The 25,942-nt window shown below is 69.1% G+C and carries 26 protein-coding genes and 1 pseudogene; 13 read left to right on the top strand and 14 right to left on the bottom strand.

Annotated elements, in window-relative coordinates; translation table 11 throughout:
- The first annotated feature begins 50 nt into the window (after positions 1–50).
- From ACIBU0_RS13380 to ACIBU0_RS13370, 3 genes are all read left to right on the top strand, one after another.
- Positions 51–1,181 (top strand): 4Fe-4S binding protein, encoded by a 1,131-nt coding sequence (locus ACIBU0_RS13380; RefSeq protein ID WP_398816296.1) that lies wholly within the window; start codon positions 51–53, stop codon positions 1,179–1,181.
- On the top strand, positions 1,178–2,464 hold the full coding sequence (locus tag ACIBU0_RS13375) for an SNG1 family protein (RefSeq protein ID WP_398816293.1): 1,287 nt from the start codon (positions 1,178–1,180) through the stop codon (positions 2,462–2,464). The genes ACIBU0_RS13380 and ACIBU0_RS13375 overlap by 4 nt, the downstream gene beginning before the upstream one ends.
- 68 nt (positions 2,465–2,532) lie before the next feature.
- Positions 2,533–3,102: a TetR/AcrR family transcriptional regulator gene (locus ACIBU0_RS13370; protein ID WP_398816290.1), complete on the top strand. Its 570-nt coding sequence runs from the start codon at positions 2,533–2,535 to the stop codon at positions 3,100–3,102.
- A gap of 215 nt (positions 3,103–3,317) precedes the next feature.
- On the opposite strand, the gene ACIBU0_RS13365 is transcribed toward ACIBU0_RS13370, so the two are convergent.
- The 9 genes from ACIBU0_RS13365 to ACIBU0_RS13325 form a co-directional block, all read right to left on the bottom strand.
- Positions 3,318–4,847, bottom strand: coding sequence for a helix-turn-helix domain-containing protein (locus tag ACIBU0_RS13365; protein WP_398816288.1), 1,530 nt, complete (start codon positions 4,845–4,847; stop codon positions 3,318–3,320).
- A 64-nt stretch (positions 4,848–4,911) separates the two neighbouring features.
- Entirely contained in the window at positions 4,912–5,109 is a 198-nt protein-coding gene (locus tag ACIBU0_RS13360) for a DUF4236 domain-containing protein (protein WP_398816285.1), read from the bottom strand.
- Between the two features lie 70 nt (positions 5,110–5,179).
- On the bottom strand, positions 5,180–5,407 hold the full coding sequence (locus ACIBU0_RS13355) for a hypothetical protein (protein WP_398816282.1): 228 nt from the start codon (positions 5,405–5,407) through the stop codon (positions 5,180–5,182).
- A 344-nt stretch (positions 5,408–5,751) separates the two neighbouring features.
- Complete coding sequence (argG, locus tag ACIBU0_RS13350) at positions 5,752–7,206, bottom strand: argininosuccinate synthase (RefSeq protein WP_398816920.1); 1,455 nt, start codon at positions 7,204–7,206, stop codon at positions 5,752–5,754.
- A gap of 823 nt (positions 7,207–8,029) precedes the next feature.
- The gene (locus tag ACIBU0_RS13345) at positions 8,030–9,178 is read right to left on the bottom strand and encodes an ABC transporter substrate-binding protein (protein ID WP_398816279.1); all 1,149 of its coding nucleotides are present in this window, start codon (positions 9,176–9,178) and stop codon (positions 8,030–8,032) included.
- Between the two features lie 225 nt (positions 9,179–9,403).
- Entirely contained in the window at positions 9,404–9,784 is a 381-nt protein-coding gene (locus ACIBU0_RS13340; RefSeq protein WP_398816277.1) for a nuclear transport factor 2 family protein, read from the bottom strand.
- 39 nt (positions 9,785–9,823) lie between these two features.
- Entirely contained in the window at positions 9,824–10,234 is a 411-nt protein-coding gene (locus ACIBU0_RS13335) for a nuclear transport factor 2 family protein (protein WP_355402554.1), read from the bottom strand.
- 2 nt (positions 10,235–10,236) lie between these two features.
- Positions 10,237–11,043: an MBL fold metallo-hydrolase gene (locus tag ACIBU0_RS13330; RefSeq protein ID WP_398816273.1), complete on the bottom strand. Its 807-nt coding sequence runs from the start codon at positions 11,041–11,043 to the stop codon at positions 10,237–10,239.
- Positions 11,040–11,957 (bottom strand): hypothetical protein, encoded by a 918-nt coding sequence (locus ACIBU0_RS13325; RefSeq protein WP_398816270.1) that lies wholly within the window; start codon positions 11,955–11,957, stop codon positions 11,040–11,042. The genes ACIBU0_RS13330 and ACIBU0_RS13325 overlap by 4 nt, the downstream gene beginning before the upstream one ends.
- Positions 11,958–12,082: 125 nt before the next feature.
- Between ACIBU0_RS13325 and ACIBU0_RS13320 the strand changes: the two genes are divergently transcribed.
- Positions 12,083–12,520, top strand: coding sequence for a MarR family winged helix-turn-helix transcriptional regulator (locus ACIBU0_RS13320; RefSeq protein WP_398816267.1), 438 nt, complete (start codon positions 12,083–12,085; stop codon positions 12,518–12,520).
- Between the two features lie 6 nt (positions 12,521–12,526).
- On the opposite strand, the pseudogene ACIBU0_RS13315 reads toward ACIBU0_RS13320, so the two are convergent.
- Both ACIBU0_RS13315 and ACIBU0_RS13310 read right to left on the bottom strand, forming a co-directional pair.
- Positions 12,527–12,670, bottom strand: a pseudogene (locus ACIBU0_RS13315) (bifunctional 5,10-methylene-tetrahydrofolate dehydrogenase/5,10-methylene-tetrahydrofolate cyclohydrolase); the annotation flags it as partial.
- A 54-nt stretch (positions 12,671–12,724) separates the two neighbouring features.
- Positions 12,725–13,135 (bottom strand): helix-turn-helix domain-containing protein, encoded by a 411-nt coding sequence (locus ACIBU0_RS13310; protein ID WP_359152436.1) that lies wholly within the window; start codon positions 13,133–13,135, stop codon positions 12,725–12,727.
- A 120-nt stretch (positions 13,136–13,255) separates the two neighbouring features.
- Here ACIBU0_RS13310 and ACIBU0_RS13305 point away from each other — a divergent pair, with 120 nt between their 5' ends.
- The 3 genes from ACIBU0_RS13305 to ACIBU0_RS13295 are packed head-to-tail and all read left to right on the top strand — an operon-like array spanning position 13,256 to position 15,372.
- Positions 13,256–13,969, top strand: coding sequence for a DsbA family protein (locus tag ACIBU0_RS13305; protein ID WP_398816264.1), 714 nt, complete (start codon positions 13,256–13,258; stop codon positions 13,967–13,969).
- Positions 13,970–14,025: 56 nt separating this feature from the next.
- Positions 14,026–14,670, top strand: a complete 645-nt coding sequence (locus tag ACIBU0_RS13300; protein ID WP_398816261.1) for an FMN-dependent NADH-azoreductase — start codon at positions 14,026–14,028, stop codon at positions 14,668–14,670.
- A gap of 36 nt (positions 14,671–14,706) precedes the next feature.
- Positions 14,707–15,372 (top strand): NAD(P)-dependent oxidoreductase, encoded by a 666-nt coding sequence (locus ACIBU0_RS13295; protein ID WP_398816258.1) that lies wholly within the window; start codon positions 14,707–14,709, stop codon positions 15,370–15,372.
- Here ACIBU0_RS13295 and ACIBU0_RS13290 read toward each other — a convergent pair.
- Together ACIBU0_RS13290 and ACIBU0_RS13285 are read right to left on the bottom strand one after the other, a co-directional pair.
- A complete protein-coding gene (locus ACIBU0_RS13290) occupies positions 15,271–15,582 on the bottom strand; it encodes a hypothetical protein (RefSeq protein ID WP_398816918.1) in 312 nt (103 codons plus the stop codon). The genes ACIBU0_RS13295 and ACIBU0_RS13290 overlap by 102 nt on opposite strands.
- A gap of 302 nt (positions 15,583–15,884) precedes the next feature.
- The gene (locus ACIBU0_RS13285; protein WP_398816255.1) at positions 15,885–16,118 is read right to left on the bottom strand and encodes a hypothetical protein; all 234 of its coding nucleotides are present in this window, start codon (positions 16,116–16,118) and stop codon (positions 15,885–15,887) included.
- A gap of 402 nt (positions 16,119–16,520) precedes the next feature.
- On the opposite strand from ACIBU0_RS13285, the gene acnA reads away from it, so the two are divergent.
- The 4 genes from acnA (at position 16,521) to ACIBU0_RS13265 (ending at position 22,876) form a co-directional block, all read left to right on the top strand.
- Positions 16,521–19,238 (top strand): aconitate hydratase AcnA, encoded by a 2,718-nt coding sequence (gene acnA / locus ACIBU0_RS13280; protein WP_398816252.1) that lies wholly within the window; start codon positions 16,521–16,523, stop codon positions 19,236–19,238.
- 261 nt (positions 19,239–19,499) lie between these two features.
- On the top strand, positions 19,500–20,588 hold the full coding sequence (locus ACIBU0_RS13275) for a lytic polysaccharide monooxygenase (RefSeq protein WP_398816249.1): 1,089 nt from the start codon (positions 19,500–19,502) through the stop codon (positions 20,586–20,588).
- Between the two features lie 150 nt (positions 20,589–20,738).
- On the top strand, positions 20,739–22,004 hold the full coding sequence (locus ACIBU0_RS13270; protein ID WP_398816246.1) for a glycosyltransferase family 4 protein: 1,266 nt from the start codon (positions 20,739–20,741) through the stop codon (positions 22,002–22,004).
- Entirely contained in the window at positions 22,001–22,876 is an 876-nt protein-coding gene (locus ACIBU0_RS13265; protein ID WP_398816243.1) for a transferase, read from the top strand. Before ACIBU0_RS13270 ends, ACIBU0_RS13265 begins: the two co-directional genes overlap by 4 nt.
- A gap of 11 nt (positions 22,877–22,887) precedes the next feature.
- Here the strand turns inward: ACIBU0_RS13265 and ACIBU0_RS13260 are convergent, their stop codons facing one another.
- On the bottom strand, positions 22,888–23,880 hold the full coding sequence (locus ACIBU0_RS13260) for an acetylxylan esterase (protein WP_398816240.1): 993 nt from the start codon (positions 23,878–23,880) through the stop codon (positions 22,888–22,890).
- 185 nt (positions 23,881–24,065) lie between these two features.
- Between ACIBU0_RS13260 and ACIBU0_RS13255 the strand changes: the two genes are divergently transcribed.
- Positions 24,066–25,058, top strand: coding sequence for an ABC transporter permease (locus ACIBU0_RS13255; RefSeq protein WP_398816237.1), 993 nt, complete (start codon positions 24,066–24,068; stop codon positions 25,056–25,058).
- A complete protein-coding gene (locus tag ACIBU0_RS13250) occupies positions 25,052–25,924 on the top strand; it encodes a carbohydrate ABC transporter permease (RefSeq protein WP_398816234.1) in 873 nt (290 codons plus the stop codon). Before ACIBU0_RS13255 ends, ACIBU0_RS13250 begins: the two co-directional genes overlap by 7 nt.
- Positions 25,925–25,942 lie beyond the last annotated feature (18 nt).

The raw sequence follows: 25,942 nt of genomic DNA, 5'->3' as shown, positions 1-25,942 counted from the left end.
TTCTCGCCGTGGAGGCGGGTGAATCCCGACCCGAATCACCAGGAGCACGGATGACTGCCGCGCGCGACCCCGAGGGGCACCCGACGGCCCCGACTCCCCGGCTTCCGGCGAAGCTGGCCGCCCACCCGTCGGTACAGGCCGTACTCGCCCGGCGCGCAGCCGGCGACGCGGCAAGTCCGCCGGCGGTGATCGACGCGGCCTGGCTGCGCGAGCTGTGCCTGGCTGCCGGTGCGGACGACGCGGCCGCGGTGAGCCTGGACCACCCCGACCTGGCCGGCGAGCGCGCGTACGCGCAGTCCGCGCTGCCCGGCACCCGCACCCTCATCTCGATGGCGGTCCGGATGAACCGCGACAACTGCCGCTCCCCGGCCCGCAGCGTGGCCAACCAGGAGTTCCACCAGACCGACGAGCAGGCCAACCACGCCGCGCGCAGCGTCACCCAGGCACTCCAGGACGCCGGATATCGCGCACTCAATCCGTCCGTCGGCTTCCCCCAGGAGATGGACCGCTTCCCTCATGAGCGGATCTGGGTGGTGGCGCACAAGACGGTCGCGGTGGCCGCCGGGCTCGGCGTGATGGGCCTGCACCGCAACGTCATCCACCCGAAGTTCGGCAGCTTCGTCCTGCTGGTCACCGTGCTGGTGGACGCGGAGGTGAGCGAGTACGGGCAGGCGCTGGACTACAACCCCTGCATCGACTGCAAGTTGTGCGTCGCGGCCTGCCCGGTCGGCGCCATCGCCAAGGACGGCGCGTTCGACGCGCTGGCCTGCACCACGCACAACTACCGCGAATTCATGAGCGGGTTCACCGACTGGGCGCAGACCGTGGCCGACAGTGAGGACGCAGCCGACTACCGCTCCCGGGTCACGGATTCCGAGAACGCCTCCATGTGGCAGAGCCTGTCCTCACCCCCCGGCTACAAGTCCGGCTACTGCCTTGCCGTCTGCCCCGCCGGCGAGGACGTCCTCGGCCCGTACCTGGACGACCGCAAGTCGTTCATGGACACCGTGCTGCGCCCGCTCCAGGACAAGAAGGAGACGCTCTACGTCCTGCCGGGCTCCCACGCGCAGGAGTACGCCCGGCGCCGATTCCCCCACAAGCCCGTCAAGGAAGTCACCGGCGGCTGGCAGCCCCCGGCACAGCGTTCCGCGTCCACCGAGCGAGAGAAGCGCGCGTCATGAGCGGCATTCCCCCCTTCCGCGTCCTGCGCGCCAAACCTCTGTGGATCGCCAACGGCGTCATCACAGGCGTACTCGCGCTGCTGTTCGCCGTGTTCTATGTCGGCGCCAACATCGATCCGGTCGATCACCTGACCAAGCTGCCCGTCGGCCTGGTCAACGCGGACGAAGGAGTGGGGCGGGTCAACCTGGGGGCGCGGATCACCGAGTCGATCAAGAAGGCCACCTCGGGCGGAGACAAGATCGACTGGAAGGTGATGGACGAGAAGGAGCTGACGGAGGAACTCGGCAAGGGCAAGCTGTTCGGCGCGCTCGTCGTGCCCGCCGACTTCACCGCCTCCGTCATCGCACTGACCGGCACCGCGACCACGGGGGCCCCGGTCCGCCCCACGCTGACGGTCCTCACCAACCAGTCCGCCGGGAGCCTCGGCTCCGGCCTGGCCCGGACGGCGACGACGCAGGCGGCCGAGAACGCCTCGCTGCAGGTGGGCAAGGAGCTGACCGCCCGGACCGGCACCGCGCAGGCGAAGCTGCCCGCCGCGGCACGCGTCCTGCTCGCCGACCCGGCCGCCGTCACGGTGAAGGACGGCCACCCCCTCGACTCGCACAGCGGCCTGGGGCTGACGGCGTTCTACTACGCACTCACCCTCGTGGTCGTCGGCATGCTGTCCGCCAACGTCATCAGCGGCCAGGTCGACCACGCCCTCGGCTACACCCACAACGACATGGGCCCACTGCGCCTGCACCGCCCGCTGATCCGGGCGACCAGGGTGCAGACCCTCGCCATCGGCAGCACCCTCATGGCCGGACTGTCCCTGCTGATGGGCACCGTGGTCATGATGGGCGCGGTCGGCATCATGGGCATGGACGCCTCTCATCTGCCGCTGCTGTGGCTGTACTCGGTGTGCGCCGTCGCGGTCGCCGGGATCGGCGCGCTCAGCCTCCTCGCGGTCTTCGGCACGCCCGGCATGCTCGTGGTCACGCTGGTCTTCATCGGGATGGCGGTGCCGACCGCCGGGGCCACCACCCCCCTTGAGGCGCTGCCCGGCTTCTACCGCTTCCTCGCCGAGTTCGAGCCGCTGCGGCAGATCACCGGGGGCATCCGCTCGATCCTCTACTACGACGCCCAGGGCGACGCCGGTCTGACCCGGGGCTGGGGCATGATGGCGGCCGCCCTCGTGGCCGCCGCACTGTTCGGCTTCGGCGTACTGAGGTGGTACGACCGCAAGGGGCTGCACCGCATCCCGGTTGAGGCGACGCCCGAGAAGACGGCGGCCCCGGCATAGCGCAGGCCACCCTCCACCCTGGAAACCGATCGGTTTTCATTTACTTCCCTTTGGGTTAACCTCGCGGTATGACCACCGAAGCGAAACCAAGCTCCAGGGAGCGGCTGCTGGAGGCGGCGGCCACGCTCACCTACCGGGACGGCGTAGGCATCGGCGTCGAGGCGCTGTGCAAGGCGGCGGGAGTTTCGAAGCGCTCCATGTACCAGCTGTTCGACAGCAAGGACGAACTGCTCGCGGCGAGTCTGGAGCGGCGCACCTCCGCCTACGTGTCGGCCCTGCTGCCCGCGGCGGACGACGGCCGTTCCCCCCGGGAGCGGATTCTGCACGTCTTCGAGCAGGTGGAAGCGCAGTCGGGTGGGCCCGAGTTCTACGGCTGCCCCTTCCTGGCCGCGCAGATCGAGCTCAAGGACCAGAGTCACCCCGCGAGCCGGGTCGCCCATCAGGTCAAGGAGAACCTGACCGCCTTCTTCCGCGCCGAGGCCGAGCGGGGCGGGGCGAGCGATCCCGGTCTGCTGGCCCGGCAGCTCAGTCTGGTCTTCGACGGTGGCAGCGCCCGCGCGGGCATCGGCGCGGACCGATTGGCGGGACTCATCGCGCCCACGGTGATCACCCTGCTCGACGCGGCGGGCGTGCGCTGACGATCCGTCCCTCCGGAACGCTTCCTACCGCCCCGCGTTCGGGGCAGCCCCATAGCCGCAAGAGTGTCGCCGAGCATGCCGCAGGCGAGGAAGCTCGCGGTCGCGTCGGCATCGTCGCCCCGCGCCCCGGCGGCCGCCACGGTGACGTTCGGCCGCCGCGCCCTTCCCGTACCCGCTGAGCAGCAGGCTGGACCGGGTGCGGCGGCACCGTCGTATCAGATGTCCCGGAAGATCTCGATCTGCGCCCCGATCGAGTTCAGCCGCTCGGCGAGGTCCTCGTAACCCCGGTTGATGACATACACGTTCCGCAGGACGGACGTCCCCTCCGCCGCCATCATCGCCAGCAGGACGACCACGGCCGGCCGCAGGGCGGGCGGGCACATCATCTCGGCGGCGCGCCAGCGGGTGGGGCCCTCGACCAGGACGCGGTGGGGGTCCAGGAGCTGGAGCCGGCCGCCGAGGCGGTTGAGGTCGGTCAGGTAGATCGCGCGGTTGTCGTAGACCCAGTCGTGGATGAGGGTCTTGCCGGAGGCGACGGCGGCGATGGCCGCGAAGAACGGGACGTTGTCGATGTTCAGGCCCGGGAACGGCATCGGGTGGATCTTGTCGATCGGTGCCTCCAGCTTGGAGGGCCGGACGGTGAGGTCCACCAGTCGCGTACGGCCGTTGTCCGCGAAGTACTCGGGCGTACGGTCGTGGTCGAGCCCCATCTCCTCCAGGACCGCCAGCTCGATCTCCAGGAACTCGATCGGCACCCGGCACACCGTCAGCTCCGACTCGGTGACGACAGCGGCGGCCAGCAGGCTCATCGCCTCCACCGGGTCCTCGGACGGCGAGTAGTCGACGTCGACGTCGATGGTCGGCACACCGTGCACGGTGAGGGTGGTGGTGCCGATGCCCTCGACGCGGACGCCGAGCGCCTCCAGGAAGAAACTCAGGTCCTGGACCATGTAGTTGGAGGAGGCGTTGCGGATGACCGTGACGCCGTCGTGCCGCGCGGCGGCCAGCAGCGCGTTCTCGGTCACCGTGTCGCCGCGCTCGGTCAGCACGATCGGACGGTCGGCGCGGACGGACCGGTCGACCGTGGCGTGGTACTGGCCCTCCGTCGCCGCGACGTCCAGCCCGAACCGGCGCAGCGCGATCATGTGCGGCTCGATGGTCCGCGTGCCGAGGTCACAGCCGCCCGCGTAGGGCAACTTGAAGCGGTCCATACGGTGCAGCAGCGGGCCGAGGAACATGATGATGGACCGTGTCCGTACGGCCGCCTCGGCGTCGATCGCCGCCATGTTCAGCTCGGCCGGCGGCACGATCTCCAGGTCGGTGCCGTCGTTGATCCAACGGGTGCGTACGCCGATGGAGTTGAGCACCTCGAGCAGGCGGTAGACCTCCTCGATGCGGGCGACCCGGCGCAGCACCGTGCGCCCCTTGTTGAGCAGCGAGGCGCACAGCAGGGCCACGCAGGCGTTCTTGCTGGTCTTGACGTCGATGGAACCGGACAGCCGGCGTCCGCCGACGACCCTCAGATGCATCGGACCGGCGTACCCGAGAGACACGATCTCGCTGTCCAGGGCCTCGCCGATACGGGCGATCATCTCAAGGCTGATGTTCTGGTTGCCGCGCTCGATGCGATTCACGGCGCTCTGGGAGGTGCCGAGCGCCTCGGCGAGCTGCGTCTGTGTCCAGCCACGGTGTTGCCGGGCGTCACGGATGAGCTTGCCGATGCGTACGAGGTAGTCGTCTGCCATGAGGTTGAGGTTATCTCAGATATGAGATGGTACATCCCAAGGGGGCCATTCGGGTGACGGCTCGTCAACGCCGCCTGGTCGTACGGGTACGACGCCACCCGAAAGGTCCGGGCAAATCCGTCGATGTCGTATGACGTCCTGTGCTGCTGTGGGTGTGTCGCGGCCCGTGCCGGCCGCCGGTGGTGAGAGACCAGGAGTGCCGGTTGATGTTCAGCCGCACTCCCGGAAGAATCCGAAAACTCTTACGAAACGTAAGAGGCACGATCGCCTCCCTCCGAGGTCACGGTACGTCCCCTTCGAGTACCCCGACTTGGCCGATCGATGGCACCTCGTCACGCGGAGGCGGCGGAGACGGCATCGGCGATGTGCTGGGCGACCTGTGGAGGGGACAGCCGGGCGGTGTCGACGACCTTGCCCTCCCGGCCGAGCCAGGGCAGGGCGTCCTGGTAGGCGGCCAGGTGGTCGAGCCGCCACCGGCTCGGGGCGTCGCCCCGGCGGGCGTTGGTCTCGCTGTCGTTCTCGATGCGCCGGACGAGGGTGTCCCGGTCGGCGTGCAACACGAAGTGGTGGACCGGGATCCCGGCCTTTTCCGTTGCGCGGCGGTTTCCACCACCAGGTGGCGCCACGGCGGCCAGTGCCGGAAGTCGCTCACGTGGGGGAAGCTCTCGACGTGTTGCAGCATGTAGCCCGACCTGCTCCGGGTCGAAGAGTGTCGCTCTGGGAACGAGGCCGACCAACTCTCGCGGTGGTCGTCTTCCCTGTGCCGAAGGTTCCGTTCGGCCAGATGATCACCCGGTGAGCCTAACCGCGCGGGGCGGCCGGCACTGGGCCAGGACGAAAGCGGCCGACTCGACGCCCACAGCGTCGAGTCGGCCCCTTCCGGTGGTCCATGCCCTCGTGGTGCTCAGTCCGTGCCGGACTCCATCGCGGCGCGGTCCAGCAGCGCGTCCTCCTCCGAGACCTCGCCGCGGGAGGCGATGGCCTCGGCGCCGCCCTCGGGGAGCTCCGGCATGGTGCCGATCAGGCCCGTGGCGGCGGCCTGGGAGGCGCCGATGGTGGGGCTGCCGGTGCCGATCAGGCCGAGGCCCGCGTACTGCTCCAGCTTGGCGCGGGAGTCGGCGATGTCGAGGTTGCGCATGGTGAGCTGGCCGATCCGGTCCACCGGGCCGAACGCCGAGTCCTCGGTGCGCTCCATGGACAGCTTGTCCGGGTGGTACGAGAACGCCGGGCCCGTCGTGTCGAGGATCGAGTAGTCCTCGCCGCGCCGCAGGCGGAGGGTGACCTCGCCGGTGATGGCCGCGCCGACCCAGCGCTGCAGCGACTCGCGGATCATCAGCGCCTGCGGGTCCAGCCAGCGGCCCTCGTACATGAGGCGACCGAGGCGCCGGCCCTCGTTGTGGTACTGGGCGAGGGTGTCCTCGTTGTGGATGGCGTTCACGAGGCGCTCGTAGGCCGCGTGCAGCAGGGCCATGCCCGGGGCCTCGTAGATGCCGCGGCTCTTGGCCTCGATGATCCGGTTCTCGATCTGGTCGGACATGCCCAGGCCGTGGCGGCCGCCGATGGCGTTCGCCTCCATCACCAGGTCGACGGCGGAAGCGAACTCCTTGCCGTTGATCGTCACCGGGCGCCCCTGCTCGAAGCCGATCGTCACGTCCTCGGGGGCGATCTCGACCGACGGGTCCCAGAACCGGACGCCCATGATGGGCTCGACGGTCTCGATGCCGGTGTCCAGGTGCTCCAGGGTCTTGGCCTCGTGGGTGGCGCCCCAGATGTTGGCGTCGGTGGAGTACGCCTTCTCCGTCGAGTCCCGGTACGGCAGGTCGTGGGCGACCAGCCACTCCGACATCTCCTTGCGGCCGCCGAGCTCGGTGACGAACTTCGCGTCGAGCCACGGCTTGTAGATCCGCAGGTTCGGGTTGGCGAGCAGGCCGTAGCGGTAGAACCGCTCGATGTCGTTGCCCTTGAAGGTCGAGCCGTCGCCCCAGATCTGGACGTTGTCCTCCAGCATCGCCCGCACCAGCAGCGTGCCGGTGACGGCGCGGCCGAGCGGCGTGGTGTTGAAGTAGGCGCGTCCGCCCGAACGGATGTGGAACGCGCCGCACGTCAGCGCGGCCAGCCCCTCCTCGACCAGTGCCGCCCGGCAGTCGACCAGGCGCGCGACCTCGGCGCCGTAGGTCTTGGCGCGGCCGGGCACCGAGGCGATGTCGGGTTCGTCGTACTGGCCGATGTCGGCGGTGTAGGTGCACGGGACGGCGCCCTTGTCGCGCATCCAGGCGACCGCGACCGAGGTGTCGAGACCGCCGGAGAAGGCGATGCCGACGCGCTCGCCGGTGGGCAGGGAGGTGAGGACCTTGGACATAGGAAGAGTATGCATGATGACGCATGATCATGCAAAGGGCCCCCATGGAAGCCCGCGATTGCCGTGGTGGCTCGCGTGACGACGTGAGTACTCCAGTCCGACTTCGCGATCTTGCGGTGGCTCCGGTCGGGAACGGGTACGGCCACCGCGTGATCATCGGGGGTTGTGGACTCCTGGAGATCGTGCGGTGGCCGCGGGCCATGGCGTAGACCCTGCCCGCTGGCGGGCGATGTTCGACCAGGTGATGGCCCACCTCGCGGGTCGGTTCGGGCGGGCCGCCCCTGGGCGACCGCCCGCGCCTATGTGCTGGGACTGCTGTCCGGCCGCCGAGCGGAGAACTGTCGGCGGCTGGCCGAACAGGCCGGTCAGGTCCGGCCGGGGCATCCGCAGCAGCGTCGAGGAACGCCAACAGGCCGCCAAGAGCCAGGCCGGACTCGACCACTACCAGGTCAGACACTGGACCTCACGGCACCGCCACATCACACTCGCCATGCCGCACCGATACACCCGTCCCACCGACCGTCCCGGAGATCCGCCACCTTCTCGCCGCCGTCCTCACCACTCCGGTCACCTCCACAGCCAGGCTGCCGCACTGGTCCAACCGGCGCAGAGACCACCAGGCCGCAGCCCGACGCTGTCACTACCAGCGACGATCCGCCGACCAACTCACCGGATAGATCATGAGACCCGACTGGAGTGCTGGGCAGGAGCACCGACAGGGCCGGAGTCGCTGATTCTGTCCGTCGTCTGTATGACGGCCAGGAACTGCCGGGCCGTCGGCCCATCGCGCGGGGAGTGCGGGGCCGGCGGCGCCGGTCGGCGGTCAGGCGCCCGGATGCAGTCCGAGCGAGCCCGGCGTCGGGTCTCCCTCGACCTCTCCGAAGTAGAGAGCGAACGTCTGCTTCCAGCGCTCGATCGCGGCGCGGTCGGCCATGAAGCGGGGGAACCCGTCGAGGTTCCCGTTCGGGTACTGCCAGACGGGCTTCAGGCCCGTGGGCGGAGTGACGTCCGTGCGGACCGACCAGCCGTTGGTGGCGGCCTGCTGTTCTCCGGTGGACAACCGCCAGTTGAGGTAGAGCTTGGCAGCGGTGGAGTTCTTGGCCTGCTTCAGGATCGCGGCCCGCTGCCCCCAGGACATGAACGGCGTCGCCCCGTCGGGGAGCACCCACTTGACGGGCCCGGAGGCCAGGGGCGCGCCGGAGCCACCGATGCCGATGGCCTTCTGTCCATTGGTGACGGCCTCCCTGGGACTGAAGCTGCCGCGGGCGAACTGCGGGTCCTGGGCGGCCAGTCGTGCCAGCCAGTCCCATCCGTACTTCTGCACATAGAGCGTGTAGAGGTAGAGGACCGCGTCGTCGTCGTGCGGATAGGAGGAGGCGATCCGCCCCTTCCACTTGGCGTCGACGAGGTCGAGCGGGCTCGTGGGCACGTCCGAACCGACCGCCGCCGGACCGTACATGAAGCTGAAGGCACTCACCTGCACGGCGACCCAGGCGCCATGCGAGTCCTTGAAGGGGGCGTACACCTTCGAGAATCCGGCCGGCTTGTAAGCGAGCAGACGCCCTTGCTCCTTCCAGCGCACGAAGTCCTGGACGGTCTGCAGCTGTACGACATCGGGTATGAGGGTGTCGGTGGCGAACTGGTTGTCCACCCGGACGTCGTGGTACTTGCTGTAGTCGACGACAACCGTCAGATCGATGCCGGGAAAGCGGTTCTTGAAGCCGGTACGCAGGCCGTCCGCCTGCGTGGAGATGTCACCGCCCGCGTAGATCACTAGCTTTCCGCCCTCCGCGAGGGCGGCTTGGTAGAGCTCGTCGAGCGAGCGGGTCTCCTCGGGGCCGGCCGCGTGCGAGGACGCCGAGGCCGAGGCCGAGGCGGAGGCGGAGGCCGTTGAGGCGCCGAACACTCCGGCGCCGAGAGCGGCACCAGCACCTGTCGCGAGGATACGTCGCCTGCTGGGGAGGATGGACATACCGGTGAAACCTTCCTTTACGGGGGTGGGGGGACAGGGATCGCGCCGGGGGCGGTACTCATTCGCATGCGGGCGAACCCGGTTGCGCGTCATCCAGGGGATGGAAGGCGCGCTCAAGAAGGTGGAACCTGAGTCCGACCATTCGGTTGAAATCCGCTTTGGTAGGGCGGTGGAGCAGCACATCACCCGCGCGGTGCGCGAGTGATGTGCTCTGCCGGACGGACGTCAGAACATGGTGTTGTCGTTGGCGCTCTTCTCCGGCACTTCCTGGATCACGTCCCAGTGCTCGACGATCTTCCCGTCGACGACGCGCCAGAAGTCCGCGACGGCCATGCCCCGGTCGCCCGGCTTGAGGTGCAGATTGCTGTGGGTGACCACCAAATCGCCTTCGGCGACGGCCCGCTTGATGTCCAGGCGCAGGTCGGGGAACTGCCCGCGCAGCCAGTGCACATAGCCGACGAAGGCCTGCGGGCCGTCCTGCGCCTCGGGGTTGTGCTGGGTGTAGCGCTCACCGAGGTGCGCGGCGGCGGCCGCCTCGGGCTGGTAGTCGTTGAAGGCCTGCTCGTAGAAGGCGATCACGAGCGCCTTGTTGTCAGCGGCGGACATACGTGTCTCCTGCCTGGGGAGGGATGGGTGCGGTACGGCTCAGTCGGTCATGGCGTCGCGGACGAGCGCCGTGTCCACGAACTGCTCGAAGCGGACGATCAGGCCGCCGCGTACGACAAAGTGGTGAGCGACGCGGACGTCGATCGGCTTGCTCGTGGCCTTGTTGACGGCGGTGTAGCGGGCGAGGACGACGACGTTCTCGCCGTCGACGACGTAGGTGTCGTCGTGGGCGGCCCAGCCGTCCCAGTCCTGGCCGAGCTTCTCCATGACGTTCGAGGTGACGCCCTCGGGCGTGCGATAGGTCCCGGCCAGCGGGAAGCCGGCCATCTCCGTCCACTCCACGTCCGGGGCGAGGGTGGCACGCAGGGCGTCCAGGTCGCCGGCGGCCGAGGCCAGGTACTGGCGGCGGACGACGTCGGCGGGCGCGGTCGAGGTGGCGAACTCGCTCATGGTCAGCCCCACTTCATCTCGCCCTTGGCGACCTTCGAGCCGATCTGGGCGGCGATCAGCATGCCGTTGTCCGGGAAGCGCTTGACCAGGGCTTCGTTCAGCGCGGCACCGTCGGCGGCCTTGCCGAGTTCCTCCTCGAAGGCGATCAGGTAGTCGCGGGTGGCGGTGATGGCGGAGGCGTCGGCCGCGGTGCCGGGGAGGCGGTGGCCGGGGACGACCAGTACCGGGTCGAGGGCGGCCATCTCGTCGAGCAGGTCGATCCAGGCGGCGCGGTCGTCGGGGGTGGGGGTGTCGGCGACCCAGACGTGCTCCTGCTGGAAGAGCAGGACCCCGCCGAGCAGGGCGCGGTGCTCGGCCTGCCAGAGGTAGTGGCGGTCGGGCAGGCCGGCCGGGCCGCCCTTGAGCTCGAAGCGGTGGCCCTCCAGGGTGAGGTCGCCGGTCAGCGGCTCCAGGTCGACCAGGCGGGTGGGGAGGTTCGGGCCGAGCGCGGCCCAGGCCTTGAGCTTGCCCTCGTAGGAGTGGGCGATGTGCTCGATGACGATCGGGGTGGCGACGAACTTCGCCTCGGGGAAGGCATCGGCGATCGCCTCGGCGCCGAAGTAGAAGTCGGGGTCGCCGTGGGAGACGAAGACGGTGGTGAGGGTCTTGCCGGAGTCGAGGATCTCGGCGGCCAGGCGGTGGCCGTCGGCCCGGGTGAACGCGGCGTCCACCAGCAGCGCCTCGCTCTCACCGGTGACGAGGGTGGCCGTCTTGTTCTTGCTGCCGGCCGGGAAGTCGAGGTCGAGGACTTTGAAGGAGAGAGTGCTCATGCGTGCTTCCTCGGGTGAAGGGTGAGGGTCGGGGGAATCGCCTCGCGGCGAGGTGTACGACGTGAACCGGATCGAGGTGGGCAGCCCGTGTCGAGCAGGGGTTCGGCCTTGGATGCCCCGCTGGTCGATCGGGTGGCGTCTGAGGACGTCGGGTCGGACAAGTTGGCGCCGTGCACATGGCCGATGCAGAGGCCGAGGCGGGCCTCGTAACGGTCGAGGGCAGCGCGGTCGCTCATGAACTGGCCGAGGCCGAGCGGGTTCATGGTGGCGTGGTCGAAGATGCCCTTGCGGCCGGCGGGCGGGGCGACGTCCGGGCGAGCGCGATTGCGTGCACCTGCGCGTCCCTGGACAGCAGCCGGCTCAGGTACAGCTTGACGGCGGCCTGGTATGGAGCGTTCTTGAGGAGAGACGCCGGTCTGCGGCCAGGCCACCCAGCGGCAAGTGTCGGTGAGCTCCTTGATCTGCGGGTGGACCGTGTTCCAGCCGACCGGTGTGCAGTTCTCCAGTGACCCTTCCTTCTTCCGGCGCAGGAAGTCGTCGAGGGTCTGCAGGTGGACGACGTCGGCGATCACGTGGTGCTCGGCGGCCTGATGGTCGACGCGGGCGTCATGGTTCTTGCTGAAGTCGACGACGATGTCGACCTTCGTCTTGGGGAACGTCTTCGCGAACGCGTTCTTGAGGTAGTCGTCCTGCCCGGACCTGTCACCACCGGTAAGGACGACGAGCCGGCCGCCTTCGGCCACGGCCTGCCGGTATGGCGCCCACAACTGGGCCTCCTTGCTTGAGCCGGTCCGTTCGGCGGTGGAGGAGGAGGTGGCGGCGTCCGCCGAAGTGGGCGCCGCAGACAGGCCGGACGCGAGGACGCCGTCCATGGGAGCTACGACGCCGAAGGCGGCCAGGACGCGCTTTCCCATGGGGCGGACTCCACATCTGTGGGGTGGACACGGCGAAGTATCTGCCGTCGCAGACAATATATCTGCTGCAACAGATATTGCAACGGCAGATTCTTCCGCTCATGCCCTTCTGTCATCCTTGAGGAGTGAACGAGCAACTGCTGAACGACGACGACGTGACACTCTTCGGTCTCTTCGTGGAGGCCTACAGCCGCATCAAGCCCCTGGTGAACCGCGATCTCGATATACCGCAGACCTGGTTCGAAGTGCTGCTGCGACTGGGCCGCACCCCCGGCCACCAGCTCCGCATGACGGACCTGGCAGAGGCCGTGTCCTTCAGCTCGGGCGGCTTCACCCGGCTCGCCGACCGCATGGAAAAGGAAGGACTCATCCGCCGAGACCCCGATCCTGCCGACCGACGAGCCGCACTCGCCGTACTGACCGACAAGGGCGGTCAGGCGCTCGACCACGCACTGACCGCCCACGTCTCCCACCTGCGCAACCACGTCGCCGGACCACTCTCGGCCGAGGACCGCCGCCACCTTGAGCGAATCCTGCGCACGCTCCGCGACGCGAACGCGTAAGTTCCTGCCCGCCTTCGCGCAACGCGCCCGCTTGATCCGTACGTACGTCACCGAAGCCGGATCTTCACCCACCGGCACCGTTGCCGGGCAAGGCGTCACACCGACACGCCGCGCAAGCCCTGCCGCCTTGCCTGATGTCTCCTCGCCGATGCGTCGGGCATCCGCGCTGCACCCGGCGCCGACAGCCGATCGCTGATCCTGCGGTCAGGACCGGGCTGCTGGTGCCGCAGCGCGGGCCCGGTGCGCGCGGATCTCGTCGTGGTGGTCGGCGGCCCAGCCGATCAGGGATGTCACGATCTCGTGGAGGCCGCGCCCCAACGGGGTGAGGGAGTACTCGACGCGCGGTGGCACCTCCGCGTAGGCGGTGCGGGTGATCAGACCGTCCTCCCGGAGCTGGCGGAGCGTGAGGGTGAGCATCCGCTGGGAGATTCCCGGGACCTGGCGCTGCAGGTCGGTGTAGCGCAGCGGGCCGGCCTCCACCACCGCGATGAGCAGCAGGCTCCACTTGTCGCCGACGCGGTCGAGGACCTGCCGGATGAACTCCATGTGCTCGGCGGGGATGCGGGCACAGGGCCCCACCGCCGCCGCGCCGCCCGAACTGCCGGTGACCTCCATGACGCACATTCCTCTCCGGCACGAACACCGATGTGCCTTTTGTATCGACCTCCATACTGGCCCATCATGGCGCTACGAACAAAAAGTAGGAATCAAGCGCAGGCATCGGAGGCGCGCGTCATGAAGATCGAGATCTGGGCCGAGGTCACCTGCCCCTGGTGCGGACTGGGCAGCCACCGTCTGGACCGGGCTGTGGAGCGGTTCGAGCACGGCAATGAGGTGGAGGTCGTCCACCACTCGTTCCCGCTGAGCAGCTCCTTCCCCCTGGGTGAGACGTTCAGCGTCCGTGACGCGCTGCTGCGCCGGCACGGCATGGGCGGCTCCCGGGCCGAGGCATCCACGCGTCGGATCGAGGCGCTGGCCGAGGCCGAGGGACTCCGCCCCTACAGGGTGCTGGACAACCTGGTCGGCAACACGGACCTGGCGCACGAGTTCCTCGCCCACGCCTCCGCCGAGGGCAGGAACCGCGAAGCCTGGGACGCGATCTTCCGCGCCTACTTCGGCCAGGCCCGCCCCGTCTTCAGCATGGACGACCTGCTCGACCTGGGCCAGGAGATCGCTCTGGACCACGAGGGCACCCGCCGGGCGCTCACCGAGCACCGCTACCGGCGGCAGGTCCGCGACGATGCCGCCCGCGCCCAGCGCCTGGGCGCCACCGGCGCGCCCTTCATCGTCGTCGACGGCAAGTACGGCATCGCAGGGGCCCAGGACAGCGACGGCCTTCTCGACGTGCTGCGCACGGCCTGGGACGAGTCCCACCCGCTCACCCTCGGCACCGACGGCGACGCTCCGGTCTGCGGCCCCGACGGCTGCGCCGTACCGGCCCGCAGCTGACCTCCACCGGTCACTCCCCGACCCACCCTTGATCGACTTGAAAGGCCGAATTCTTCATGTCCTACCTGCTGCACATCGACGCCTCCTCGCTCGGCGAGGCATCCGTCTCCCGTCAGGTCGCCCGGTCCTTCCGTGACGAGTGGAAGGGTGCGGTCGTCCACCGCGACCTGGCCGTCTCCCCCGCCCCGCACCTCAGCGCGGCGGGCATCACCGCCCGCACCACCGACCCCGCCGAGCACACCCCGGAGCAGGCGAAGGCCGCGGCGGTCCAGGACGAGCTGATCGAGGAATTCCTCGGCGCCGACGCCTACCTGTTCACCGTGCCGATGTACAACCTCACGATGCCGTCCGTGTTCAAGGCATGGCTGGACCAGATCATGGTCGCCGGGCGCACCCTGAGCTTCGACGGACCCCCTCCCACCCTCGGTCGCCCCGCCACGGTGATCTCCGCACGCGGCGGCGGCTACGGCCCCGGCGCCCCCAAGCACGGCATGGACCACCTGGTGCCGACGCTGGAAACCGTCCTGGGCCACCCGACCAACCTCGGCCTCGACCTGACGACGGTCCTGCCCGACCTGACCATGGCCCCGTACGTGCCGATGATGGCCCCGCTGCTGCCGATGCACGAGGCGTCCATGACGAAGGCGCACGACGAGGCCCGCCGCCTGGGCTCTGCCCTGACCGGCCGGCCGGCCGCCTGATCCACCCCTGAACTGCCCGAAAGGCGTTTGATCACCATGAGTAGCCTCCTGATCCTCGGCGGCAGCGGCCGCACCGGCGCCCACGTCCTGGAGCACGCGGCCCAGCGCGGCCACCGCGTCCGCGCCCTCGTCCGCAACCCCGACAAGGTGCAGGCACCGGTCGGTGTCGAGCTGATCCAGGGCACCCCCGCGAACATCGACGACATCCGCCGGGCCGCCGAAGGCACCGAGGCGGTGATCAGCGTGCTGAACAACGCCCGCGCCTCCGACAACCCCTGGGCCAAGCCGGTCAGCCCGCCGATGTTCATGACCGACGCCGCCCGCCGCACGCTCACCGTCATGGGCGAACAGGGCATCCGCCGCATCGTGCTGACGTCTACGCAGGGCGCGGGCGACGACTGGGCCCGGCTCAACCCGGTGGTCAAGGCGTTCATCAAGCTGTCGAACATCAAGGCGGGCTTCGAGGACCACACCGGCGTCGACCAGGTCGTCCGCGCCTCGTCCGGCATCGACTGGACCCTGGCCCGTGCCGTCGCCCTCACCGACAAGCCGATGAGCGGCCCTCCGCGCGCCGCCGTGGCCGGCACCGAGAAGCCGGGGTCACGGATCAACCGCGCCGACCTCGCCCGCTTCCTCCTCGAGACGCTGGAGAAGGACACCTGGATTCGCAAGGCCCCCCTCGTCTGGAACACACGAGGATGACCCGCCCCATCTGGCCCGGACTGGCAGACCCAAAAAGCGTGCGAATTCGGCCGCGATCATGCGTGCGGTCGCCGCGGGTGGGACGGTGATGTAGAGCACCGGGATGCGGTCGGCGACGTCTGGGTGGCGGGCCCGGTCGAGGAGTTCGTGAGCGAGCCCGAGCTGGGTGAGAGCACTGGTCTTGCCCGTGCCCGGCAGCCCCGAGACCATCAGGCCGCGACGGGCGCTGATCGCGTGCCGGTTGAGCAGGACCAGCCGTCGGCCGCAGACCACTGTCTTCTCGACGAACGAGGTGGCGACCACAGCATCCGGGCGTGATGATCGAGCCGATCCTCGTCATGGGCGTCTGCTCGACCGGGGACAGGCGGTCCAGTTCAGTTGGGGTCAGCAGGGTGGGGGACGGGGAGGGCCAGCGGCGAACTTCCGCCACCCTTCCAGGGTGGTCAGCTGCCGGTTGGCCTCGGCATCGGCCTCCCGCAGAGAGGCTGGCCGGGCTGCGGGTTCGGAGATGGTCACGGACGCCTCCAGGGGTTCGCGAGCGGATCGAACAGGCCCAGCGGGATGACCTTCGCCGCCTCGGTGTCCGCCTGGTCGTCCTGGACTGCTTCGGCGGTGGGCGGATCGGGGACCGGCCGGTCGCCGGTAGTGACCCGGGTCTGCGCGGCGACGCGCCGGGACCGCTTCGTCGTACGGTCCTCCGGGTGTTGGTCCGCCGTGTGCCCGCCGCAGCAGGGCAGCGGCGGCATCGGCGACCTGGTCCTCGGTCCCGCCCGGGGCCTGTTCGCGGGCGTGGTCCCAGGCCATCTCCCGGCTCCGCGAAATCCACCCCGACCGGTACGGCCACCCAGCACCCCCCAGCGCGTCCCCTCGTACGACTAGGTTCGCTGGCAAGGAAGACGAAACGACTGGGTCCGCTGTCAAACGCCTCGATTGGATGACAGCGGACAGCGGGGCCGGGCATGACCATCCCGGCCCCATGTACTAGAGTTATCTCGACATCGAGATATCTGCCGAGGCGCACCGCAGTCGCACGCCGTTATCGGGTCTGGCAGTAAGGCCTACCTAACTTAGCCTTACCTTAGCGGATCGGCCAAGCCGGCGTGGCGGCAGGATGCGGTGGTAAGCGCACCAAAATGAAGGAGACTGTCGTGTCGGCGAACAGCTTCGACGCCCGCAGCACGCTGCAGGTGGGCGACGAGTCTTACGAGATCTTCCGGCTGGACAAGGTGGAGGGCTCGGCCCGCCTTCCGTACAGCCTCAAGGTTCTCCTCGAGAACCTGCTCCGTACCGAGGACGGCGCGAACATCACCGCCGACCACATCCGCGCCCTCGGCACCTGGGACTCCCAGGCCCAGCCGTCGCAGGAGATCCAGTTCACGCCGGCCCGCGTGATCATGCAGGACTTCACCGGCGTGCCCTGTGTCGTCGACCTCGCCACCATGCGTGAGGCCGTCAAGGAGCTCGGCGGCGACCCGGCGAAGGTCAACCCGCTCTCCCCGGCCGAGCTGGTCATCGACCACTCCGTCATCGCCGACAAGTTCGGCACCAACGAGGCGTTCGCGCAGAACGTCGAGCTGGAGTACGGCCGCAACAAGGAGCGCTACCAGTTCCTGCGCTGGGGCCAGACCGCGTTCGACGACTTCAAGGTCGTCCCGCCCGGCACCGGCATCGTCCACCAGGTGAACATCGAGCACCTGGCCCGGACCGTCATGGTCCGCAACGGCCAGGCCTACCCCGACACCCTCGTCGGCACCGACTCCCACACCACCATGGTCAACGGCCTCGGTGTGCTGGGCTGGGGCGTCGGCGGCATCGAGGCCGAGGCCGCGATGCTCGGCCAGCCGGTCTCCATGCTCATCCCGCGCGTCGTCGGCTTCAAGCTGACCGGTGAGCTGCAGCCGGGCACCACCGCCACCGACCTCGTGCTGACCATCACCGAGATGCTCCGCAAGCACGGCGTCGTCGGCAAGTTCGTCGAGTTCTACGGCGAGGGTGTGGCGGCCACGAGCCTCGCCAACCGCGCCACCATCGGCAACATGTCGCCGGAGTTCGGCTCCACCGCCGCGATCTTCCCGATCGACGACGAGACCCTGAACTACCTGCGCCTGACCGGCCGCTCCGACCAGCAGGTCGCCCTCGTCGAGGCGTACGCCAAGCAGCAGGGCCTCTGGCTGGACCCGAAGGCCGAGCCGGACTTCTCCGAGAAGCTGGAGCTCGACCTGTCGACGGTCGTGCCCTCCATCGCCGGCCCGAAGCGCCCGCAGGACCGCATCGTCCTCGCGAACGCCGCCGAGCAGTTCAAGCTGGACGTCCGCAACTACGTCGACGTCGTCGACGAGGCGGGCCAGGAGTCCTTCCCGGCCTCCGACGCCCCGGCCGTCGCCCCGAACGGCGCCCCGTCCAACCCGGTCACCGTGACCGCCCCCGACGGCTCGACGTACGAGATCGACCACGGTGCGGTGACGGTCGCGGCCATCACGTCCTGCACCAACACCTCCAACCCGTACGTCATGGTCGCCGCCGCCCTGGTGGCCAAGAAGGCGGTCGAGAAGGGCCTGACCCGCAAGCCGTGGGTCAAGACCACCCTCGCCCCGGGTTCGAAGGTCGTCACCGACTACTTCGACAAGGCGGGCCTGACCCCGTACCTCGACAAGGTCGGCTTCAACCTCGTCGGCTACGGCTGCACCACCTGCATCGGCAACTCCGGCCCGCTGCCGGAGGAGGTCTCCAAGGCCGTCAACGACCACGACCTCGCGGTCACCTCGGTCCTCTCCGGCAACCGGAACTTCGAGGGCCGTATCAACCCCGACGTCAAGATGAACTACCTGGCCTCCCCGCCGCTGGTCGTCGCCTACGCCCTCGCGGGCTCCATGAAGGTGGACATCACGCGTGACGCCCTGGGCACCGACCAGGACGGCAACCCGGTCTTCCTGAAGGACATCTGGCCCTCCGAGGCCGAGGTCAACGACGTCGTGGCGAACGCCATCGGCGAGGACATGTTCTCCAAGTCCTACTCCGACGTCTTCGCGGGCGACGCCCAGTGGCAGGCGCTGCCGATCCCGACCGGCAACACCTTCGAGTGGGACGCCGAGTCGACGTACGTCCGCAAGCCCCCGTACTTCGAGGGCATGACGATGGAGACCACCCCGGTCTCCGACATCGCGGGCGCCCGCGTCCTGGCCAAGCTCGGCGACTCGGTCACCACCGACCACATCTCGCCCGCCGGTGCCATCAAGGCCGACACCCCGGCCGGCAAGTACCTCACGGAGCACGGCGTCGAGCGCCGCGACTTCAACAGCTACGGCTCCCGCCGCGGCAACCACGAGGTCATGATCCGCGGTACGTTCGCCAACATCCGCCTGCGCAACCAGATCGCGCCGGGCACCGAGGGCGGCTACACGCGTGACTTCACGCAGGAGGGCGGCCCGGTCTCCTTCATCTACGACGCCTCGCAGAACTACCAGGCCGCCGGCACCCCGCTGGTCATCCTGGGCGGCAAGGAGTACGGCTCCGGCTCGTCCCGTGACTGGGCGGCCAAGGGCACGGCCCTCCTCGGCGTCAAGGCCGTCATCACCGAGTCGTACGAGCGCATCCACCGCTCGAACCTCATCGGCATGGGCGTCCTGCCGCTGCAGTTCCCGGCCGGCCAGTCGGCCGACTCGCTCGGCCTGACCGGTGAGGAGACCTTCTCCATCACGGGCATCACCGAGCTGAACGAGGGCACCACCCCGAGCACGGTGAAGGTCACCACCGACACCGGCGTCGAGTTCGACGCGGTCGTCCGCATCGACACGCCCGGCGAGGCCGACTACTACCGCAACGGCGGCATCATGCAGTACGTGCTGCGCAGCCTGATCCGCAAGTAAGCGGTACGGCAAGGCGGTTCAGGGCCGCATCTCCGGTGACGGGGGTGCGGCCCTTCGCCGTGCCCGCGCCGGGTGCCGGTGCCCATTGACAGCGCGAGAGGCGTTTACAACCACGCCTCACGGCGCTAACTTCCGCAACAGGTGGGGTGGGAGCGCTCCCACACGGGTGGACCGGAACCTGCCCGAGGAGGCGCCCTCACCCCGCCCCTCCGCACACACGCATCCCTGTGGCCCGTACCTCAAGGAACGGACTTGCCTGTCATGATCCTGACAAAGCCATCGGCGTCATCACCCCGCCGATTAACCTTCCCCACTCGCGCCAGGGCCCTCTTCCTCGTCCTGGTCTCCCTGCTCGCCACCCTCCCGGCCGTCGCCCTCGTCATGAGCGCCGGCGGTCCGGCGGAAGCTCACGGCACTCCCATGAAGCCGGGCAGCCGCACGTTCCTGTGCTGGCAGGACGGGCTGACCGACACCGGGGAGATCAAGCCGGTCAACCCGGCCTGCAGAGCGGCCCAACAGGTCAGCGGCACAACGCCGTTCTACAACTGGTTCTCGGTGCTCCGCTCCGACGGCGCCGGCCGCACCCGCGGCTTCGTGCCCGACGGCCAGCTGTGCAGTGGCGGCAACACCAACTTCACCGGCTTCAACACCCCGAGCAAGGACTGGCCGCTCACCCACCTCACCTCCGGTGCGACGGTCGACTTCTCGTACAACGCGTGGGCCGCGCACCCGGGTTGGTTCCACGTCTACATCACCAAGGACGGCTTCGACCCGACCCGGACCCTCACCTGGGACGACATGGAGGAGCGGCCCTTCCTCAGCGTCGACCACCCGCCGCTCCACGGCTCCCCGGGCACGGTCGAGGCCAACTACTCCTGGACAGGAAAGCTTCCTGACAACAAGTCGGGCCGCCACATCATCTACATGGTCTGGCAGCGCTCGGACAGTCAGGAAACCTTCTACTCCTGCTCCGACGTCGTCTTCGACGGCGGCAACGGCGAGGTGACCGGCGTCAAGGAGCCCGGCAACCCGACCGACCCGGTACCCGGAGAGTGCTCCGCCACCCGCCGGACGACCGGCAGTTGGTCCGGCGGCTACCAGTCCGAGGTGACCGTCACCAACACGGGCAACGTCCCGATGCTCGGCTGGATGGTCGACTGGACGCTCCCCGCCGGCCAGAAGGTCGAGAGCCTGTGGAGCGGGAACCCGACCTACAACGGCCAGGCCGTGATGGTCCACAACGCCGACTGGAACGGCTCGCTGAGTCCCGGTCAGACCGCGACATTCGGCTACGTCGTCTCCGGTTCCGGCGGCGACAGTACGACGACCCTGCCCTGCCGGGTGGGCTGAACCGCCGACCCGCGCCGGCCCGGTGGGCGTCGAGCCGTCGCCCACCGGGTCCGTCGTCATGTCGGCATTCCGGGCCGAAGGACTATTTGACTGGAAAACAAACTGATAACAGCAGGCAACCGAAGGGTAATCAGCACGGTCTTGCCCGCCATGAAGATTTCTTTCCTGCTGCACCACGCCTACGGGATCGGAGGCACGATCACCACCACCTTCAACCTGGCCCAAGCGCTCGCCGAGCGGCACGAGGTGGAGATCGTCTCGGCGTTGCGGCACCGGGAACGCCCCACCCTCACCCTGGACCCGAAAGTCGCCTTGAGACCACTGGTCGATATGCGGCACGAGAAGGAACATCCCCTGCATCTGAGACCGGCGAGAGTGTTCCCCGAAGCCGAGTACCGCCACCGCCAGTACAGCGAGCTGACCGACCAGCGGATCGGCGAGTACCTGGCCTCGACCGACGCCGACGTCGTCATCGGCACCCGGCCGGGACTCAATGTGCACCTCGCGCTCCAGGCGCCGGAACACGTCCTCCGCGTCGGGCAGGAGCACCTCTCCCTCGACAACCATCCGCCCCGGCTGCGCAGCGCCCTGCGCCGGGCCTACCGCCGGCTCGACGTGCTCACCACCGTGACAGAGGGGGACGCCGCCGCCTACCGGCGCAGGATGCGGCTGCCCGGGGTCCTGGTGGAGGCACTCCCGAACAGCGTCCCCGATCCGGTGCTGCCCGCCTCGGACGGCACCGCGAAGGTGGTGGTCGCGGCGGGACGGCTGGCCCCGGTGAAGCGGTACGACGTGCTCATCGAGGCGTTCGCCCTGGTGGCCGCCGAACGCCCGGACTGGCGTCTGCGCATCTACGGCAACGGAGAGGAACACGCCCGGCTCCGGGGGCTCATCGACCGCCTCGGCCTGCACGAGAACGTCTTCCTGATGGGCGCGGCCGCCCCCATGGAGGCGGAGTGGGTCAAGGGCTCCATCGGCGTGTCCGCGTCCGACTTCGAGGCGTTCGGAATGACCATCGTCGAGGCGATGCGCTGCGGCCTGCCGGTCGTGAGCACCGACTGCCCGCACGGCCCCGGCGAGATCATCCAGGACGGCGTCGACGGCCGCCTGGTCCCGGTCGGGGACCGCGCCGCGCTGGGCGCCGCCCTTCTGGAGCTCATCCACGACGACGAGCTGCGCCGGCGGATGGGCCGTACGGCCCTGGAGAACGCGCGACGGTTCGCCCCGCTCCCGATCGTGGAGCACGCCGAGCGCCTGATGGACGAGGCGATGACGGCCCGCAGGACCGGAAGACCGCGCGCACCTGAAGCCGGCCGAATACGCAACGTCCTGGTCAGCCAGGGCTTCGCGGCGCGCGACACCGCGTACACCTTGGCCTCCCGCGCGCTGCACACCGTACGGAGGGGACGGCGATGACGACAGAACCCGGTGCGACGCGGGACACGCACCTGCGTGCCGACTGCACGATCGACTCGGACGGCCGGATCGCCTTCGCCCTCAGGCCACCCGCGGCCGTCGACTTTCAGTCCTCCCGGTTGTTGCTGCGGCTGCGCCCCAAGAAGGGGCAACCCGAGAAGATCCTGCACGTCCTCGACCTGGAACCCGTCGACGGCGGCCATCTGCGTGCCGTTCTGGAGCCGCAGCCCGCACTCGCCGAGGGCCGCTGGGACGTGTACCTCGTGCCCGAATCCGCCGAGCCCGGAGAAGCAGGAGAACCGGCAGCGGGGCGGCAGCGCATCCGCCCCGGTCTGCGTGATCTGCGGACTCTCGTCGACGGACAGTCCCGTGACCGGCCGTCTCCGGTGGCCGTGCGGATCCCGTACGCCACCAAGGACGGCTACCTCGCGGTGCGGGCCTGGCTGCGCACCGCCCACGCGGAGGTCGAGGGCATCGAGGTGACGGACGGGGCGATGACGGTCAGGGCGCGGCTGCACGGCGCCACGCTCGCCGACGGAGCCGCCGTACGACTGCGTCTTCGGGGCGGGAAGGACGTCGTACGGACCCTCCAGCCGCAGGACGCGAGCGACGGCCGGTCGTTCTCCTTCACCGTGGACTACGGGAAACTGGCCGCGGAGCAGGGCACCGGCACCCGGGTATGGGACCTTTCCGTGCAGCCCCGGCCCGCCGCGGAAGCCCCTCCGGTCCGGATCGGCCGCCTCTTCGACGACGTGGCGGACCGCAAGGAGATCTTCGTCTATCCGGCGGCAGCGGTCGGCGGTGCTGTCGTGCGCCCCTACTACACGGTCGACAACGACCTCTCCGTGGAGGTGAAGGCCGGCCCGGTGTGACGCCGTCCGGCTCAGGAGGGGGGCAACACGTCGGCGAGCCAGTCCAGTTGACGGCGCACATGCACCGCGTCGCCGCCTTCGTGGCCGTTGAACGGGTAGGCGTGGATCTCCTTGCGCGGGGCGGCCCCCGACAGCTCCGCATAGCGGTTGAAGGCGCCGTACGCCCCGCTCGGCGGGCACACCGTGTCGCGCAGCCCGACCCCGAAGTGGGCCGGGGCCCGGGAGCGTCGGGCGAAGGAGATCCCCTCCAGGTAGGAGAGCGTGTCGTACGCGGCCCGCTCGGCGCCCCGGTGCACGGCGAGGTACGCGGTGATCTCGCCGTACGGGGACGCGTCCGTGAGGTCCAGTGCGCGCCGGATGCCGCACAGGAACGGGGCGGTGACCAAGGCCGCCGCGAGGTCGGGAACCAGGCCCGCGACGGCCAGGGCGAGCCCGCCGCCCTGGCTGTTGCCGACGGCGGCGACCCGTGTGCCGTCCACGCCCGGCAGTGCGCGCACCGCCGTGACCGCCCGGACCGCGTCCGTGATCAGGCGGCGGTAGTGGTGGTCCCGCGGTGACAGCAGGCCGCGTACGGCGGGGCCCGGGCCGCCCGGTGCCGTGGCGTGCGGGTCGGGGGTGGCGCCACCGTTGCCGTACTGGTCGCCCTGGCCCCTGTTGTCCATCAGCAGATGCGCGTAACCGGCGTTCACCCAGGTCAGCCGCTCGTGCGGGAGGCCGCGGCCACGGCCGTAACCGGCGTACTCGACGACCGCCGGCAACGGTTCGCGCACCCCGGCCGGTCGGCTGAACCAGGCCCGCACCGGGTCGCCGGCGAACCCCCGGAAGGTCACGTCCCAGGTCTCGGTCAGCCGCAGTCCGGTCTCCACCGGGTGCGCCGCCACCAACACCTCCGGCCGGTCGGCCTCCTTGAGGGTGTCGTGCCAGAACTCGTCGAAGTCGGCGGGCTCGTGCGGGTCCGGGCGGTAGCGCTTCAGCTCCTCCAGCGGCAGGTCGAACGCGGGCACAGCTGCCTCCGATTGTTGCGGCTATCCAACAGAATGTTTCGTAGTCCCGGGCTCGTCTCAGTCACACCATCCTCAACTGGCCTTCCCTGTCAGTCCCATTGACAGCCATTACACCCGCCCATAACCTCGCCGCAAAGTTGCCGGTACGACTCCGAAACTTTCGGTGCCACCGGGAGGCCACCTGCATGAGCACCTCCACCACGTCGGCTCCACCGCCCGGCACACAGGGCCCGCCGCCGACGAAGACTCCACCCCGCCGCGGCCGGTCTCCGGCACGCACGGGATGGCGACGGGCGCTGCGCCGGGACTGGCAGTTGTACTCGCTGGCGGTGCTGCCGCTGCTGTTCTTCCTGGTCTTCCGCTATCTGCCGATGCTCGGCAACGTGATCGCCTTCCGGCGCTTCGAGCCGGGCGGTTCGATCTTCGGCGAGGAGTGGGTGGGGCTGCGCTATGTCGAGATGTTCCTCAACGACCCCACCTTCTGGCAGGTGTTCCGCAACACCCTGTGGCTCGGCGGACTCACGCTCGTGTTCTGCTTCCCGATCCCGATCGTGCTCGCGCTGCTGCTCAACGAGGTGCGCCGGCGTGCGCTGAAACGGTTCGTGCAGTCGGTGTCGTATCTGCCGCACTTCCTGTCGATCGTGATCGTCGCGGGCATCACGATGCAGATGCTCGCCACGGACGGTCCCGTCAACCACGTCCTGGGGTGGTTCGGGCACGACCCGATCCGCTTCGTCCAGGAACCCGACTGGTTCCGCACCGTCTACGTCGGCTCGGAGATCTGGCAGACCGCGGGCTGGGGCACAATCCTCTACCTGGCCGCGCTCACCACCATCGACGAGGACCTGTACGAGGCCGCCCGCATCGACGGGGCCAACCGCTGGCAGCAGATCTGGCACGTCACCCTGCCCGGGATCCGGCCCACCATGATCACGCTGCTGATCCTCAACGTCGGCACCTTCATGGCCGTCGGCTTCGAGAAGGTCCTGCTGCTGTACAACCCGCTGACCTATCCGACCGCCGACGTGATCTCGACGTACCTCTACCGCGCGGGCGTCGAGTCCAACAGCTTCAGCTACGCCGCCGCCATCGGTCTCTTCGAGGCGGTCATCGGCCTGGTGCTGATCACGTCCGCCAACCAGCTCTCGCGCCGCACAGTGGGGACGAGCCTGTGGTGAGGCCGAGCCGCTCCTACCGCGTCTTCCAGGGCGTCAACGGCGTGATCCTCACCCTGGTCGTGATCGTCACCCTGTACCCCTTCGTCAACATCATCGCCCGCTCGTTCAGCGCGGAGCGGCAGATCCGGGCCGGTGAAGTGACGCTGTGGCCCGAGGGGTTCAACCTCACCACGTACAGGATCGTGTTCCAGGACTCCATGTTCTGGCGCAACTACGGAAACACCGTGCTGTACACGGTGGTCGCCACCACCGTCGCCATGATCCTGACCACGTGTTACGCCTACGTCCTGTCCAAGAAGCACCTCAAGGGACGCGGTCTGCTGGTCGGGGTGGCCGTCTTCACCATGTTCTTCACCGGCGGCCTGATCCCCAACTACGTCCTGATCACCAGCCTCGGCCTGAAGAACAGCGTCTGGGCCATCGCACTGCCCAACGCGATCAGCGTGTTCAACCTGCTGGTGATGAAGGCCTTCTTCGAGAGTCTGCCGACCGAACTGGAGGAGGCCGCGCAGATCGACGGGCTGAGCACGTACGGCATTCTGCTGCGGATCGTGCTGCCCCTGTCGAAGGCGGTCGTCGCGACGATGGTGCTGTTCTACTCGGTGTCCTTCTGGAACTCCTGGTTCAGCGCCTTCCTGTACATGGACAAGTCCGAGCTGATGCCGGTCACGGTCTATCTGCGCAACCTCATCTCCGGCGCCACCACGGGCGGCAACGCGGGTGCCGCCGACGCACAGCTCAGCCAGGTCGGCGCGAACATCCAGGCGGTCACGATCGTGCTGACCTCGCTGCCGATCCTCTGTGTCTACCCGTTCGTCCAGCGCTACTTCGTCTCGGGCGTGATGCTCGGCGCGGGCAAGGGCTAACCAAGGGAGTAACCGTGT

Source organism: Streptomyces sp. NPDC049627 (assembly GCF_044465645.1).
Lineage (GTDB): Bacteria > Actinomycetota > Actinomycetes > Streptomycetales > Streptomycetaceae > Streptomyces.
The sequence above is the reverse complement of the archived record's forward strand: the minus strand, read 5'-3'. Positions and strand labels throughout refer to the sequence as shown.

Bases quoted from the DNA above. Each gene is read 5' to 3' on its own strand.
- ACIBU0_RS13380 (WP_398816296.1), top strand. From the start codon at position 51: ATGACTGCCGCGCGCGACCCCGAGGGGCACCCGACGGCCCCGACTCCC.
- ACIBU0_RS13375 (WP_398816293.1), top strand. From the start codon at position 1,178: ATGAGCGGCATTCCCCCCTTCCGCGTCCTGCGCGCCAAACCTCTGTGG.
- ACIBU0_RS13370 (WP_398816290.1), top strand. From the start codon at position 2,533: ATGACCACCGAAGCGAAACCAAGCTCCAGGGAGCGGCTGCTGGAGGCG.
- ACIBU0_RS13365 (WP_398816288.1), bottom strand. From the start codon at position 4,847: ATGGCAGACGACTACCTCGTACGCATCGGCAAGCTCATCCGTGACGCC.
- argG (WP_398816920.1), bottom strand. From the start codon at position 7,206: ATGTCCAAGGTCCTCACCTCCCTGCCCACCGGCGAGCGCGTCGGCATC.
- ACIBU0_RS13345 (WP_398816279.1), bottom strand. From the start codon at position 9,178: ATGTCCATCCTCCCCAGCAGGCGACGTATCCTCGCGACAGGTGCTGGT.
- ACIBU0_RS13340 (WP_398816277.1), bottom strand. From the start codon at position 9,784: ATGTCCGCCGCTGACAACAAGGCGCTCGTGATCGCCTTCTACGAGCAG.
- ACIBU0_RS13335 (WP_355402554.1), bottom strand. From the start codon at position 10,234: ATGAGCGAGTTCGCCACCTCGACCGCGCCCGCCGACGTCGTCCGCCGC.
- ACIBU0_RS13330 (WP_398816273.1), bottom strand. From the start codon at position 11,043: ATGAGCACTCTCTCCTTCAAAGTCCTCGACCTCGACTTCCCGGCCGGC.
- ACIBU0_RS13325 (WP_398816270.1), bottom strand. From the start codon at position 11,957: ATGGGAAAGCGCGTCCTGGCCGCCTTCGGCGTCGTAGCTCCCATGGAC.
- ACIBU0_RS13310 (WP_359152436.1), bottom strand. From the start codon at position 13,135: ATGGAGGTCACCGGCAGTTCGGGCGGCGCGGCGGCGGTGGGGCCCTGT.
- ACIBU0_RS13305 (WP_398816264.1), top strand. From the start codon at position 13,256: ATGAAGATCGAGATCTGGGCCGAGGTCACCTGCCCCTGGTGCGGACTG.
- ACIBU0_RS13300 (WP_398816261.1), top strand. From the start codon at position 14,026: ATGTCCTACCTGCTGCACATCGACGCCTCCTCGCTCGGCGAGGCATCC.
- ACIBU0_RS13295 (WP_398816258.1), top strand. From the start codon at position 14,707: ATGAGTAGCCTCCTGATCCTCGGCGGCAGCGGCCGCACCGGCGCCCAC.
- ACIBU0_RS13290 (WP_398816918.1), bottom strand. From the start codon at position 15,582: ATGGTCTCGGGGCTGCCGGGCACGGGCAAGACCAGTGCTCTCACCCAG.
- ACIBU0_RS13285 (WP_398816255.1), bottom strand. From the start codon at position 16,118: ATGCCGCCGCTGCCCTGCTGCGGCGGGCACACGGCGGACCAACACCCG.
- ACIBU0_RS13275 (WP_398816249.1), top strand. From the start codon at position 19,500: ATGATCCTGACAAAGCCATCGGCGTCATCACCCCGCCGATTAACCTTC.
- ACIBU0_RS13270 (WP_398816246.1), top strand. From the start codon at position 20,739: ATGAAGATTTCTTTCCTGCTGCACCACGCCTACGGGATCGGAGGCACG.
- ACIBU0_RS13265 (WP_398816243.1), top strand. From the start codon at position 22,001: ATGACGACAGAACCCGGTGCGACGCGGGACACGCACCTGCGTGCCGAC.
- ACIBU0_RS13255 (WP_398816237.1), top strand. From the start codon at position 24,066: ATGAGCACCTCCACCACGTCGGCTCCACCGCCCGGCACACAGGGCCCG.